14 protein-coding genes are annotated in these 13,029 nt (G+C 72.3%); 7 read left to right on the forward strand and 7 right to left on the reverse strand.

The features are described from left to right. Positions 1-8 precede the first annotated feature (8 nt). The 6 genes from xylB to ABZ193_RS21060 all read left to right on the forward strand — a co-directional run bounded on the left by xylB (position 9) and on the right by ABZ193_RS21060 (position 4,982). A complete protein-coding gene (xylB, locus tag ABZ193_RS21035) occupies positions 9-1,514 on the forward strand; it encodes a xylulokinase (RefSeq protein WP_237336612.1) in 1,506 nt (501 codons plus the stop codon). Beyond that, positions 1,511-2,167 (forward strand): HAD-IA family hydrolase, encoded by a 657-nt coding sequence (locus ABZ193_RS21040; RefSeq protein ID WP_237336613.1) that lies wholly within the window; start codon positions 1,511-1,513, stop codon positions 2,165-2,167. The genes xylB and ABZ193_RS21040 overlap by 4 nt, the downstream gene beginning before the upstream one ends. Then, positions 2,151-2,912 carry a ribose-5-phosphate isomerase RpiA gene (rpiA, locus tag ABZ193_RS21045; protein ID WP_354711143.1) on the forward strand — a complete coding sequence of 254 codons (762 nt, stop codon included), beginning with the start codon at positions 2,151-2,153 and terminating at the stop codon, positions 2,910-2,912. Before ABZ193_RS21040 ends, rpiA begins: the two co-directional genes overlap by 17 nt. Further along, on the forward strand, positions 2,909-3,679 hold the full coding sequence (locus ABZ193_RS21050; protein ID WP_354711145.1) for an SDR family oxidoreductase: 771 nt from the start codon (positions 2,909-2,911) through the stop codon (positions 3,677-3,679). The genes rpiA and ABZ193_RS21050 overlap by 4 nt, the downstream gene beginning before the upstream one ends. Positions 3,680-3,780: 101 nt before the next feature. After that, the gene (locus ABZ193_RS21055; protein ID WP_354711146.1) at positions 3,781-4,509 is read left to right on the forward strand and encodes an MIP/aquaporin family protein; all 729 of its coding nucleotides are present in this window, start codon (positions 3,781-3,783) and stop codon (positions 4,507-4,509) included. Positions 4,510-4,628: 119 nt separating this feature from the next. Beyond that, a complete protein-coding gene (locus tag ABZ193_RS21060) occupies positions 4,629-4,982 on the forward strand; it encodes an STAS domain-containing protein (protein WP_354711147.1) in 354 nt (117 codons plus the stop codon). 94 nt (positions 4,983-5,076) lie between these two features. Here ABZ193_RS21060 and ABZ193_RS21065 read toward each other — a convergent pair whose 3' ends face one another. Further along, a complete protein-coding gene (locus ABZ193_RS21065) occupies positions 5,077-6,021 on the reverse strand; it encodes an MBL fold metallo-hydrolase (protein ID WP_354711148.1) in 945 nt (314 codons plus the stop codon). Between the two features lie 96 nt (positions 6,022-6,117). On the opposite strand from ABZ193_RS21065, the gene ABZ193_RS21070 reads away from it, so the two are divergent. Then, positions 6,118-7,011, forward strand: a complete 894-nt coding sequence (locus tag ABZ193_RS21070; RefSeq protein ID WP_354711150.1) for an AraC family transcriptional regulator — start codon at positions 6,118-6,120, stop codon at positions 7,009-7,011. On the opposite strand, the gene ABZ193_RS21075 is transcribed toward ABZ193_RS21070, so the two are convergent. From ABZ193_RS21075 to ABZ193_RS21100, 6 genes are all read right to left on the reverse strand, one after another. Further along, on the reverse strand, positions 6,981-7,142 hold the full coding sequence (locus ABZ193_RS21075) for a hypothetical protein (protein WP_237336620.1): 162 nt from the start codon (positions 7,140-7,142) through the stop codon (positions 6,981-6,983). The two genes, ABZ193_RS21070 and ABZ193_RS21075, sit on opposite strands and share 31 nt — an antisense overlap. A 3-nt stretch (positions 7,143-7,145) precedes the next feature. After that, positions 7,146-8,288 carry a glucuronyl hydrolase gene (locus ABZ193_RS21080; RefSeq protein WP_354711152.1) on the reverse strand — a complete coding sequence of 381 codons (1,143 nt, stop codon included), beginning with the start codon at positions 8,286-8,288 and terminating at the stop codon, positions 7,146-7,148. Then, a complete protein-coding gene (locus ABZ193_RS21085) occupies positions 8,285-9,502 on the reverse strand; it encodes a CaiB/BaiF CoA-transferase family protein (RefSeq protein WP_354711154.1) in 1,218 nt (405 codons plus the stop codon). Before ABZ193_RS21085 ends, ABZ193_RS21080 begins: the two co-directional genes overlap by 4 nt. After that, positions 9,499-10,641, reverse strand: a complete 1,143-nt coding sequence (locus ABZ193_RS21090) for an acyl-CoA dehydrogenase family protein (RefSeq protein ID WP_237336623.1) — start codon at positions 10,639-10,641, stop codon at positions 9,499-9,501. The genes ABZ193_RS21085 and ABZ193_RS21090 overlap by 4 nt, the downstream gene beginning before the upstream one ends. A gap of 3 nt (positions 10,642-10,644) precedes the next feature. After that, complete coding sequence (locus ABZ193_RS21095; RefSeq protein ID WP_237336624.1) at positions 10,645-11,814, reverse strand: CaiB/BaiF CoA-transferase family protein; 1,170 nt, start codon at positions 11,812-11,814, stop codon at positions 10,645-10,647. Further along, on the reverse strand, positions 11,811-13,029 hold a 1,219-nt coding region (locus tag ABZ193_RS21100; protein ID WP_354711155.1), incomplete at its 5' end, for an MFS transporter. The genes ABZ193_RS21095 and ABZ193_RS21100, both read right to left, overlap by 4 nt.

Genomic DNA, 13,029 nt, shown 5'->3' on the forward strand with positions numbered 1-13,029 from the left:
ACAACAACATGCTGATCGGCATCGACCTGGGCACTTCGGCGTGCAAGGTCATCGCGGTGTCGCGCTCGGGTGAAGTGGTCGCCAAGGTGCTGCGCCACTACCCCGTGCACACCACCAATCCCGGCTGGGCCGAGCAGGAACCCGCCGACTGGTGGGCGGCCACCGACGAGGCACTCACCGCCGTCACCGCGAGCCTGCCCGACCGCGGCCGGGAAGTGACCGGAATCGGCCTGTGCGGGCAGATGCACGGGCTGACCGCGCTCGACGGCGCGGGCGAACCGCTGCGGCGGGCCATCCTGTGGAACGACCAGCGCGCCGCGCGGGAATGCGAGTGGATCACCGACCGCGCCGGCGGTCTGGACGAACTGCTGCGCATGACCCGCAACCGGATGCTGCCCGGCTTCACCGGGTGCAAGATCGTGTGGTTCCGCGAGCACGAACCGGAACTGTTCACCCGGACCCGCCGCATCCTCAACCCCAAGGACTACCTGCGCCTCCGGCTGACCGGGGAGTACGCCACCGACGTGTCCGACGCCTCGGGCACCGGCCTGTTCGACGTCGCGAACCGCCGCTGGTCCGACGAGCTGCTGGGGCTCCTCGGCATCGACCGCGCGCTGCTGCCCGACGTCGTCGAATCCGTCGAGCCCACCGGCACCGTGCTGCCCGGCCCCGCCGCCCGGTGGAACATCCCCGAAGGCACACCGGTGTTCGGGGGCGGCGGCGACGCGGTCATCCAGACCACCGCGATGGGCCTGCTCGACACCGGACCGGTCGGGTTCACGATCGGCACCGCGGGCATCGTCGCCGGCGGCGCGTCCCGGTGCCCGGACAACCCCGGCGGACGGGTGCAGGTCTCCTGCGGCAACGAACCGGGACGCTGGCACGTGATGGGGGTGTCGCTCAGCGCGGGCGGCGCCTTCCAGTGGCTGCGCGACGCGCTGGCCCCCGCCACCGCCGCCGACCCGGTCACCCTGGAACGACTGTCCAAACTGGCCCGCGACATCGGCCCCGGCTCGGAAGGCCTGCTGTTCCTGCCGTACCTGCTCGGCGAACGGTCCCCGCACGTCGCGCCCGAGGCGTCGGCGAGCTGGGTGGGACTCACCCCGATGCACCACCTGGGCCACATCGCGCGCAGCGTGATGGAGGGCGTCGTGCTGAACATGCGGGAAATTCTCGAGGTCTACCGGCAGGCCGGGCTGCCGTGCGACCGGGTCGTGGCCTCCGGTGGCGCGACCAAGGAACCGCTGTGGCTGCAGATCCTCGCCGACGTCCTGAACCGGGAAACCGTCACCGTCACCGGGGTGGCCGAGGGCGGCGCCTACGGTGCCGCATTGGCCGCCGGGGTGGGGATCGGCTGGTGGCGGGATCTCACCGAGGCCGTCGGCATGCTGGCCGTGGAGCAGACCTTCACCCCCGACCCCGCCGCCGTCGCGACCTACGACCGGATCTTCCAGCGCCACCGGCACCTGTACGAGGGCCTGCGCCCGCTGTTCGCCGAAACGGTGCCGGCGTGAGGCGTGCGGTGGTGCTCGACCTGGACGGCACTCTCGTCGACAGCGCCCCGGACATCGCCAGGGCACTCACCTCCGCGCTGACCGCGCACGGTCTGCCCGGGATCGACGCCGACCGGGTCCGCGGTCTGCTGGGCGGCGGCGCCGCGGAACTCGTCCGCGGCACGCTCGACGCCGTCGGCGGTGATCCCGCGCTCGCGGGTCCGGTGCTGGCGGCCTACTCCAGCGCCTACCGGGCCGAACCGGCCGCGGCGACCACCGTGCACGCCGACGCACACGAAGCACTCCAGGCGTTGCGGCACAAGGGAATCCGGATCGGGGTGTGCACCAACAAGCGCACCGGCCTGTCCCACGACGTCCTCGCCGCCACCGGGCTCGCCCCGCTGGTCGACGTCGTCGTCGGCATCGACGCGGTGCCCGCGGGCAAACCCGACCCGGGGCACCTGGAAGCCGCGCTCACCGCGCTGGACGTCTCCCCCGCCGACGCCCTCTACGTCGGCGACACCGGCATCGACGCGCTCACCGCACAGCGCGCCGGAGTGCCCTACCGGCACGTGTCCTGGGGGCACCCGCTCCCGGGCGTGACCACCATCGACACCTTCGGCGCACTGGCCGAGGGCTTGGCGGACAAGGAGTTCCATGCAACCGAGCAGTGACCAGGACCGGGCGAAGTGGGCGGCCGGTGTCGGCGCCATCGAAACTTACGTGCACGACGGGATGAAGCTGGGCCTGGGTTCGGGGACGACCTCGCACTGGTTCGTGCGCGCGCTCGGCAAGGCGGTGGCCGACGGCCTCGACGTCGTCGGGGTGCCCACCTCCACCGCCACCCGCGATCTCGCGATCGAGGCCGGGGTGCCGCTGACCACCCTCGCCGAAGCGGTCCGGCTGGACCTCACGATCGACGGCGCCGACGAGATCGACCACGACGGCGCCATGATCAAGGGCGGCGGCGCCTGCCTGCTGTGGGAACGCATCGTGGCCGACGCGTCGGACCGGATGGTCGCGGTGGTGGACGACAGCAAGGTCGTCCCGGCGCTGGGCGCGTTCCCGCTGCCGATCGAGGTCATCCCCTACGAGTGGGAGTCCACGAAGCGCTCGATCGCCCGGTTGCTGGACAAACTCGGCCATCCCGCCGCCGAACTGACGCTGCGCACCCACGACGGGGCACCGGTCGTCACCGACAGCGGCAACTACCTGATCGACGCCCACCTGAAGTCCATCGCCGACCCGCTGGCGATCGACGCCCAGCTGAACTGGATCCCCGGCGTGGTGGAGAACGGCCTGTTCACCGGGATCGCGGACGAGATGGTCGTCGGCCGCGCCGACGGCACCTACGACGTCCGCGACTGCGGCAGCGCACCCACCGCACGCCCGTCCACGACCCCGCGAGGTGACCGTTGACCAGCACCACCCCGACCCTGCCGGTGTTCTCCCTGGCCGGACGCACGGCGATCGTGACCGGCGGCGCCCAGGGCATCGGCGAAGCCATCGTCACCGGGCTGCGCGACTCGGGAGCCCGGGTGTTCATCTGCGACATCAACGACGAAGCCGGCAAGGCCACCGCCGAGCGGCTCGGCGTCGAGTTCGTCGCCGCGGACGTCACCGACTCCGCCGCCGTGGAAGCCGCGTTCGACCACGTCGTCAGCACCGCCGGGCGGATCGACATCGCCGTGAACAACGCCGGCATCGTGCACAACCACCCCAGCGAGTCGCTGTCCGACCACGACTGGCGCAAGGTGCTCGCCGTCAACCTCGACGGCGTGTTCCACTGTTGCCGCGCCGCGGGTTCCCGGATGCTCGCCCAAGGCGGCGGGAGCATCGTCAACACCGGCAGCATGAGCGGCCACATCAGCAACTTCCCGCAGCCGCAGGCCGCCTACAACGCGGCGAAGGCGGGCGTCATCCACCTCACGAAGTCGCTGGCAGGCGAATGGTCCGGCCGCGGCGTGCGCGTCAACTCCGTCTCCCCCGGCTACGTCGGCACCGAGCTGACCCAGCGCGGGATGGACAACGAGGAGTGGCGCCGCGCCTGGCTCGCGGGCACCCCGATGAACCGGGTCGCCACGCCCGCCGAGATCGCACCCGCGGTCGTCTTCCTGGCCTCCGACGCGGCCGCCTTCTGCACCGGCACCGACCTCGTCGTCGACGGCGGCTACACCGTCTGGTGACCCGCCACTGATCCAGTCCGCGCCACCGCCCGGCGGCACGTCCGCCGGGCGGGGCTGCGCCCTGCCCGGAAAACCGGCACGAACCACCTCAGGAGAACTCGATGGGGAGCATCTTCCTTTCCGAGCTGATCGGCACGGCGCTGCTCGTGCTGCTCGGCTGCGGGGTTGTCGCCAACGTCGCCCTCACCGGATCGAAGGGACACGGCGGGGGCTGGCTGCTGGTCAGTTTCGGCTGGGGCCTCGCCGTGTTCGCGGGCGTCTACACCGCCGCCCGGTCCGGGGCCCACCTCAACCCCGCCGTCACGCTCGGGCTGTGGATCGCCGGGCAGGACTTCGCCCCCGGTGTCGCCGCCGGCCTCCCGCACGCCGCCGTCTACATGGCCGGGCAGCTCATCGGAGCGATGGCCGGCGCCGTCCTCGTCTACCTGTGCTACAAGAAGCACTTCGACGCCGAGACCGACGCCGGGGCCGTGCTGGGCGTGTTCGTGACCGGGTCGGCGATCCGCACCCCCGCCTGGAACGTCCTCACCGAAACGATCGCCACCTTCGTCCTGGTCTACGTGGTCCTGCTCCTCGGCGGAACACCGTCCGGCCTCGGCCCGCTCGCCGTCGCCCTGCTGGTCGTCGGGATCGGCGCCTCCCTCGGCGGCCCGACCGGCTACGCCCTGAATCCCGCGCGCGACCTCGGCCCGCGCATCGTCCACGCCCTCCTGCGGCTCGGCCGCAAGACCGGATCGGACTGGGCGTACGCGTGGATCCCCGTGGCCGGCCCGTTCCTGGGCGGTCTCGTGGCCGGCCTGGCCTACCACGTCAGCCCGCTGCCGCTCTGAGGCCCAGCCGCGTCCGGCGCCGGCCGGGCACCCGCGCGGGTGGTCACCTCTGGTGGGCCGCGAACGGCGCCCGCTAGCGTCGAGGAGCGGAATCGGCACCAGCCGGAGGGGAGTGGACGGTGCACCGATCCTTACCGATCACAACCGACAACGCGGTGATCATCCACCTCGCGGGGGAACTGGACCTGAGCACGATCGAAGGGTGCGGCGCCGATCTGCGCGAGGTCGTCGCGCGGACACCACCGCCGTCCGCGGTCGTGCTCGACCTGCGCGAACTGACGTTCCTGTCGGCCTGCGGCCTGCGGATCATCCGTGAATTCGCGCTCACCGGCGCCAGCCACGGCACGCCGACGGCGGTCGTGGCCCGCCCCGGCGGAATCGTGCGGCGCGTACTCGACGCGGGATTGACCGACGGTTCCGTTCCGGTGTGCGGGAACCTGGACACGGCGCTCGCCGCACACGCACCGGCCTGACCGGACCACGTCGTGCGGCGGCGTGGAACCGCGCCGCCGGGCAGCTCCCCCAGGCTCACCATCCGAGGCAGCCGTCTCGGGCATCAGGATGTGGTCACCGGTGCACGTCGGCTGGTGCGCGGTCCGCCTCGTCCGCGCCGACCCAACGGTCGATGCGGAACCGGCTGCCGTCGCGCTTCACCTCGGCCGCTCCGGCGCCGGCGAAGTGCGCGGGGATCACGATCTCCACCTCGTCCGCGGCTTGTTCGAGCACGCGCCTGCGGGTCGCTGCCGCCTGCTCGCGGTCCTCGCAGAAGCAGCTGTTGCAGGACGGCTCCAGGATCTGCACGGGGCTGTGCAGGATGTCGCCGACGAAGACGGCCTTGTCGCCGCCCGAACGAACGCGCAGCACGGAGGATCCCGGGGTGTGCCCGGGCGCCGGTTCCAGGGTGAGGTTCCCGTCTACCCGGTAGCTGTCCTCCCACAGCGTGGCGCGGCCGAGCACCGGCGCGATGCTGTCGGCGTAGACGAGGAGACTTCCCTTGCGCCGCAAGCGATCGTAGTCGTCGCGGGGCGCAGGGCGCCGTCCGGCGTTCTCGGGCGCGAAGTAACGCGCGTCGACGGCCGGGATGAGGTAGGTCGCGTTCGGGAACGCCGGCTCCCAGCCCCGGGCGCCGCCGAGGGTGTTCCAGCCGACGTGGTCGTAGTGGATGTGGGTGTTGACGACGACGTCCACATCGTCCGGCCGGACACCGGCGGCGGCGAGCCGGTCGAGGAAATCGGTGTCGAGGTGGTCGAACAGCGGGATCTGCGGCCGGTCGCGGCCGTTGCCCACCCCGGTGTCCACGAGCACGGTCTTGCCTTCGCTGCGCAGGACCCAGGTCTGCACAGCGCCGTGGTAGGCGCCGGTGTCCGGGTTCCAGTGCTCGGGCGCCAGCCAGTCGTTGTCCCGCCAGATCTCCGGGGTGCTGTCGGGGATGATGAAGCGGGCCGGTGCGATCTCGCCGGTCCACTCGGGCACCTTGGTCACTTCGACCGCGCCGATGGTGAAATCAGCCATGAGCCCAGGCTAGGCGCGGCAGGTGAGCCGGTGAATGATCGATCGGCCCGTTTGCATACGAGTCCGGCCCAGTGCGTGAGCGGTACAGTCGACCGCGTGGATCTGCTCAGCGACATCATCGGGGTGATGCGCACCGGGCGGCCCGCGGCCAACCGGATGCGGGTCGGTTTCCCGTGGTCGTACCGGTTCGCGCCGTACGACGGCGCGGGCTTCCACGTGGTGCTCCGTGGTTCCGGCTGGCTGCTGATGCACGGCCGGGAGCCGGTTCAGCTCGGTCCCGGGGATGTCGTGCTCCTGCCCGCCGGTGACGGGCACGTGCTGTCCGGCTCGCGCGACGGGGCCGGCGCCGTGCCGTTCGAAACCGCCGTGGCCGATCCGTCGGGCGGCGTCGAATTCCTGTGCGGCAAGTACCGGCTGGACCGGCGGCACACGCACCCGCTGCTGGCCGCGCTGCCGGACCTCGTGCACCTGCCGGCCCACCTCGGCGACCACAGCCACCTGCGCGGGGCGCTGGACCTGCTGGCCGCCGAGACGACGACCCGGCGCCCGGGGCGGGACGCGGCGCTCGCCGGCCTGCTCGATCTCCTGCTCGTCTACATGATCCGCGCCTGGTTCGACGATCACGGGCACCTCGGCTGGCCCCGGGCGCTCCGCGATCCCGCCATCACCGCGGTGCTCGAAGCGATGCACAGCGCGCCCGGCAGGCCGTGGCGGATCGAGGACCTGGCCGCGGAAGCGGGCCTGTCCCGCACCACGCTCACCCGCAAGTTCACGGACCTGGTCGGGCAGGCCCCGATGACCTACCTGACGCACTGGCGGATGACGCTCGCGGCGCGGCTGCTGCGGGAAACCGACCTGGGGCTGGCAGCCATCGCGCGGCGCGTCGGGTATGCCTCGCCGTTCGCGTTCTCGCACGCGTTCAAACGGGAATTCGGCGTGGCGCCGGGGCATTATCGCGCTCACTCGTCCAGTTCGCCGGGGAACGGGTAGCCCGCGGCGCACCCGGCCCGCGATGCCCGCGGCGAGGTCACCACCCCGGTGCGGGTGTTCCCGGCCACCCGCACCGTGATCTCCCGGCCGTCGTCCATCCCCTCGATCAGCACCACCAGAACCTCGGCCATGGCTCAGACCGCCAGGGGGTCGAGGTCCCCGTCGAGCACGGCGAGGGCTTCGCTGAAGTAGTAGTCGCCCCAGACCAGCTCGTCCGCCGTGGCCAGTCCCAGGAGCTTGTTGTAGCAGCCGGAGGTCAGCACGGCGATCTCGCCGGGCAGGCCGGGTACCGGACGCAGGTACCCGGTGACCAGCGCGTCGACCGTGCGACGCGCCAGGTCCCGGTACTTCCGGCCGTCCCTCAGCAGCGCGGCGAGCTTGAGCAGCGCGGCCGCCGCGATGGCGGTCGCCGAGGTGTCCTTGAAGGTGTGCGGGACGGCCGGGTCGTCGAAGTCCCAGAAGGTGACCAGGTCCTCCGGCACATGCGCGGCCCACCAGTCGGCGACGGTCACCGCGGTGTCGAGGAATTCCGGGTGCCCCGGCAACCAGTGCGCCGACATCGTGAAGGCGAGCATGGCCCACGCCTGGGCGCGCGCCCAGGTGCTCGACGGCGAGTGGCCCTTGTGGCTGTACCGCCGCACGAGCTGCCCGGTCACCGGATCGACCGTGCCGGACTGGCACACCGAACCGTCGTCGCGCACGCAGATCTCGATGTGCCGTCGGGCGTGCGCGACCGCAGCGGCGCGCATCCGGTGGTCACCGGTGCGGTCGGCGACCGCGGAGAGCAACGCCGACACGGCACCGACCGCGTCGATGCTGGTCTCGGCGTCCCCGACGCTGTGCGCCTCCTCGGCTGCCGTGCCCAGGGGCATGATTCCCGCGGCGGGGTTGAACGAGCCGGCCAGCCCCCGCGCGCCCCGCTCGGCGCGTTCCCACGCGGCCCCGTCGCCGAGCAGGTGACCGCCGAGCGCGGCACCGTAGTGGAACAGGAAGCCGCGGAAGATGGTCGGCGAGTGCTCCCGCCCGTCGAGACGGGCCGAGTACGCGCGGGCGGCTTCCCGGTGGCGGCCGTCCCGGCGGGCGGCCAGCCAGAGCTGGCCGACGAAGTGGCCGCCGGTCCAGTCCCCGTCGGGGGTGGTCGTCCACTCCCCCGTGCGGACGTCGGCGTGGTGCGGCAGCCCGGGCAGGCCGGCGTCGACGGTCTGGTCCACCCTCGCCTGCATGCGGGCGCGGGCGGCCGCGAACGTTGCGGCCTCGGTGTGCGATCCGGCGGTCATCGGCGAACCTCCTCCTGCTCGACGTGGCCGGGGCGGATGGCGCCCTGGCTCGCGAGTTCCGCGATCCGGTCCGGCGGGTATCCAAGTTCGCCCAGGACTTCCGCGGTGTGCTCTCCCAGCCGCGGGACCGCCCGGCGCACGTCCGCGCGGCTCCGGGACAGGCGCACCGGGAAGCCCACGACGCGAGCCCGCTCCTGCCCCGGGACCTCGACGTCGACCAGGAGCTCGTTGACGGCGAGCTGCGGGTGCCGCAGCGCCTCGGCGAGCGTGAGCTGCGGGGCGCACAGCAGGTCGGCCGCCTCGAAGCGCTCCAGTGCCTCAGCCGTGCTGAGCCGGGCGACGACCGGGGCGATGATCTGATTGGCGATGTCCTTGTTCCTCGCCTGCAGCTCGGTCGTGGCGAGGTCGGCACGCAGGCTGAGGTCCGGGATGTCCAGGGCATCGCAGATCAGCCGGACCGCGTTGTCCCGGAAGAGGCCGAGGACGGAGACCATGCCGTCAGTCGTGGGGAAGGTGCCGCCGTACCACTGGGTGACCCAGTTCAGCGTGTGCGCGTACATCGTGTGCGCCGCCGCTTCGAGCATCTGCATCGCCACGGCCGTGTCGAGCAGGTTCACGCTCACCTCCTGCCCGAGCCCGCTGCGCTCCCGCTCCAGCAGAGCGGCGAGGATGCCCTGCACCAGCCCCATGCCCGAGGCGTAGTCCACCTGGGCGGTGGGGTTGAGGTAGGACGCCAGTTCCCGGTTCCCCACCGCCCTGGCGAGGCCGCTCACGGTCTGGGCCAGCATGTCCTGCCCCGGTTTGTGCGCCAGGGGCCCGGTGGCGCCGAAGCCGGATGCGCTGCCGTAGACCAGCCGCGGGTACCGCGGCGCCAAGTCCGCATAGGACAGTCCGAGCCGGCGGATCGCGTGCGGCCGGTAGTTGTGCACCAGCACGTCCGCCTCGGCGAGGAGCCGGTGCAGGACGTCCATCCCACCGGGCGTCTTCAGGTCGAGGGCGATGCTGCGCTTGTTGCGGTTGAGCGCCACGAAGTACGACGACACCCGGCCGTTCGCCACGGCCTCCCGGTCGAGCGTGCGCATCGCGTCCCCGCGGTCGCCCCGTTCGATCTTCACGACGTCGGCACCGAGGTCGCCGAGGGTCTGGCCGGCGAGCGGTCCCTGCATGATCTCGCAGAGCTCCACGACGCGGACGCCCTCGAGTGCGCGGCTCATGCGGCGCCCACCCCGGCGTAGGCGGCCTTGGCGATGAGCGTTCGCTGGATCTGGTTGGTGCCCTCGTAGATCTGCGTGATCTTCGCGTCCCGCATCATCCGTTCGACGGGGTAGTCGCGGATGTAGCCGTAGCCGCCGAAGAGCTGCACGGCGTCGGTGGTGACGGACATGGCGTTGTCGCTGCACAGCAGCTTCGCCATGGCCGCACGGGCGCGCGCGTCCGGGTGACCGGCCTCGATCAGCGCCACGGCCTCGTAGAGCAGGGCACGGGCGGAGGCGAGCCGCACGGCCATGTCGGCGACCATGCCGCGGACCATCTGGAACCGCGACACGGATTGGCCGAACTGAGACCGTTCCGAGGTGTAGGCGAGGGCGGCGTCGAACGCTCCCTGCGCGACGCCCAGCGCCTGCGCCGCGATCAGCGCCCGGCTGCCGTTGAGTTCCGCCATGATGTAGCGGTATCCCTGGGTGGGGTCGCCGACGACCCGGACGTCGGGGACGACGCAGTCGTCGAGCACGAGGTCGGCGGTCGGGCTGCCGCGCAGGCCCATCTTGCGTTCGTGCGGCCCGAAGGACAGGCCCGGGTCGTCGCGGTGCACGATGAACACACCGTGGCTGCTCTCGCCGGTGCGGGCCAGCACCGCGAACCAGGTGCCCCAGGGCGCGTTGCTGATGAAGCGCTTGAGACCGGTGAGGCGCCAGCCCCCGTCGACCTTGGTGGCGGTGGTGGTGAGGCCGGCGACATCGGATCCCGCGGTCGGTTCGGTGAGGCACCAGCCCGCGCCGGCCTGCCCGCTCGCCACCTGCGGCACGACGAGCTTCTGCAGTTCCTCCGAGCCGTGGGACAGGATCGTGCAGGTGCCCGCCCAGTTCACCAGGAGCACGTGCGAGGTGGTCATGCAGGCCGCGGCGATCTCCTCGATCGCGATGACCTGCGACAGCAGATCGGCTCCGGAGCCGCCGAGGTGCTCGGGGTGCGCGAGACCGGCCAGGTCGGCCTCGACGATCGCCTGCCACGCCTCCTCCGGGAACCGCTCCTTTTCGTCGACGTCCGCGGCGTGGGGCGCGATCCGCTTCGTGGCGAGCTTGCGCACGGTCGCCCGGAAATCGGCGTGGACATCGGTCTCGATGGTGCTCATGTCTCAGGAATTCCTCTCCGTGTGCGGGTGGGGCCGGGTGATCGGGGGCCAGCTCAGGTCCCCGGCCGCGGCGTCGTGCGGGGCCACGACCCGTGCGGCGTCGTCCGGGGTGAGCCCGAACGACGCGAGCACCGCGGCGGTCTCCCCGGGGGCCGGCGCGCCGCCGGGTGCGGCGGGAGTGCGGGAAAACCGCGGTACGGCGGGCACCCGGTCCAGCGCGAAGTCCGGGTGACGGGCGGTCACGTGCGGGTGCGCCGCCAGTTCCCCGGGCTCGAGCACGGGAGTGACGCACGCGTCGCTGCCGGCGAAGTGCGCGGCCCAGGTGTCGCGGTCCTTGCCGCGGAAGACCGCCTCCAGCGTGCGGGTGAGCCCGGGGAACCGGGCGGGGTCGAGGTGGTCCGGCACGTCGTCGCCGAGGCCGAGTTCGCTCCACAGTGCCGCGAAGAACCGCGGTTCGAGCGCGCCCACCGCGACGTAGCGGCCGTCGGCGCATTCGTAGGTGCGGTAGGCGGGCATGGTGCCGGTGAGCGCACCGGCCCCGCGCCGGGGCAGGGTCGGTGTGCCCCAGTCGGCGAACGGCATGGCCATCATCGACAGCACGCCGTCGACCATGGCGGCGTCGACGTGCTGGCCGACGCCGGAGCGTTCCCGCTCGTGCAGCGCGGCGAGGATGCCGAACGCCGCCAGCAGGCCTCCCCCGCCGAAGTCGGCCAGGAGGTTCAGCGGCGGGGTGGGCGGGGCGCCGGTGGCACCGAACGTGCCCAGGGCACCGGCGATGGCGAGGTAGTTGATGTCGTGCCCGGCCCGCTGCGCGAGCGGGCCGTCCTGCCCGTAGCCGGTCAGGCTGCACGAGACCAGTCGCGGGTTGATCCGGCTCAGCCGCTCGTGGTCGGCCCCGAGCCGGGCGGCGACGCCCGGGCGGAAACTTTCGAGGAGAACGTCGGCGTGTTCGACCATGCGGTCCAGCAGCGAGCGCCCCTGCGGGGTCTTCAGGTCCAGCTCGATCGCGTGCTTGCCGCGACGCAGCACCGGAATGGGGGCACCGGTCCGGCCGCCGCCGACCATCACCACGTCCGCGCCGAGGTCGGCGAGCAGCATGCTGCAGTAGGGCCCCGGGGCGAGACGGCTCAGGTCGAGGACGCGGATGCCCGCCAGGGCCTGGGAGCTGGTCATAGGGTTCGCTCCAGCTTCGGCGAGACGGCGAGACGGCGATCGCGGACTCCGGATGCGCGGAGCGCGACGGTGCTGAGCAGGCTCAGCACGCCCAGCACGCCGAGCAGAACGCCGACGGCGAGTACGCCGTGCGCGGCGGCCAGCGCGGCCGCGACCAGTGGCGCGATGGCACCGCCGAGGATTCCGCCGAGGTTGTAGGCGATCCCGGCTCCGGTGTAGCGGTAGGCCGTCTGGAACAACTCGGGCAGGTAGGCGCCCACCGGGCCGTAGGCGATGCCGTAGAGCCCCATCATCGCCGCGAGCGTCACCGCGAAGGCGACGCCGGAACCGCCGGTCAGCCAGGCGAACAACACGACGACGGCCGGGATCGTCAACGCGTAGCCGACGATGATCGTGCGCCTGCGGCCGAACCGATCGGACAGCACGCCGGCCGCCACGGTCGTGATCGCCAGCGCGATGCTCGCCACGATGCCCAGCCCCAGCACGGTGGCCCGGGTCAGGCCAGCCCCCGACCGCGAGGTGCCGAACGAGGTGAGGTAGGCGGTGGCCACATAGAACAACGCGAACAGGATCGTCAGCACACCGCCGCCGAGCAGCACTTCCCGCCACTGCGCCCGGAACACCGCCCGCAGCGGCAGCAGTTCCGGCGTCCCCGAGGCTTCGAGTTCCGCCAGGTGTTCGCGGAACGCCGGGGTTTCGGTGACCGCCAGCCGGACGTACAGTCCGATGAGAACGAGCACGGCGCTGGCCAGGAACGGGATCCGCCAGCCGTAGGAGAGGAACGCGGGGCTGCCCGAGCCGACGGCCAGATCGACGACCAGGAACGTAGCGCTGGCCAGCGCGAAACCGAACGCCGGGCCGAGCTGTGGAAAGACCGCGTACAGCCCGCGTTTCCCTGGTGGGGCGTTCTCCGCGGCGAGCAACGTGGCGCCGGCCCACTCGCCGCCGACGGCGAAACCCTGCAGGAAACGCAGCACCGTCAACAGGATCGGCCCGGCGGCGCCGATGACACCGGCCGGCGGCAGCAGCCCGATGACCATGGTCGCCACGCCCATCAGCAACAGCGTGGCGACGAGGGTGTTCTTGCGCCCGAGCCGGTCCCCGAAGTGCCCGCACACCACCGCGCCGAGCGGCCGCGCGACGAAAGCGACGCCGAGGGTCGCCAGTGACGCGACGGTCCCGGCCGCCGAACCGAGCGCGGGGAAGAACACCGTC

Origin of the sequence: Amycolatopsis sp. NPDC006125 (assembly GCF_040614195.1) — a bacterium.
Taxonomy (GTDB): domain Bacteria; phylum Actinomycetota; class Actinomycetes; order Mycobacteriales; family Pseudonocardiaceae; genus Amycolatopsis_E; species Amycolatopsis_E tucumanensis.

Coding starts and splice junctions, on each gene's coding strand:
- rpiA (WP_354711143.1), top strand. CDS start 2,151: ATGCAACCGAGCAGTGACCAGGACCGGGCGAAGTGGGCGGCCGGTGTC.
- xylB (WP_237336612.1), top strand. CDS start 9: ATGCTGATCGGCATCGACCTGGGCACTTCGGCGTGCAAGGTCATCGCG.
- ABZ193_RS21055 (WP_354711146.1), top strand. CDS start 3,781: ATGGGGAGCATCTTCCTTTCCGAGCTGATCGGCACGGCGCTGCTCGTG.
- ABZ193_RS21075 (WP_237336620.1), bottom strand. CDS start 7,142: ATGGCCGAGGTTCTGGTGGTGCTGATCGAGGGGATGGACGACGGCCGG.
- ABZ193_RS21085 (WP_354711154.1), bottom strand. CDS start 9,502: ATGAGCCGCGCACTCGAGGGCGTCCGCGTCGTGGAGCTCTGCGAGATC.
- ABZ193_RS21080 (WP_354711152.1), bottom strand. CDS start 8,288: ATGACCGCCGGATCGCACACCGAGGCCGCAACGTTCGCGGCCGCCCGC.
- ABZ193_RS21095 (WP_237336624.1), bottom strand. CDS start 11,814: ATGACCAGCTCCCAGGCCCTGGCGGGCATCCGCGTCCTCGACCTGAGC.
- ABZ193_RS21090 (WP_237336623.1), bottom strand. CDS start 10,641: ATGAGCACCATCGAGACCGATGTCCACGCCGATTTCCGGGCGACCGTG.
- ABZ193_RS21065 (WP_354711148.1), bottom strand. CDS start 6,021: ATGGCTGATTTCACCATCGGCGCGGTCGAAGTGACCAAGGTGCCCGAG.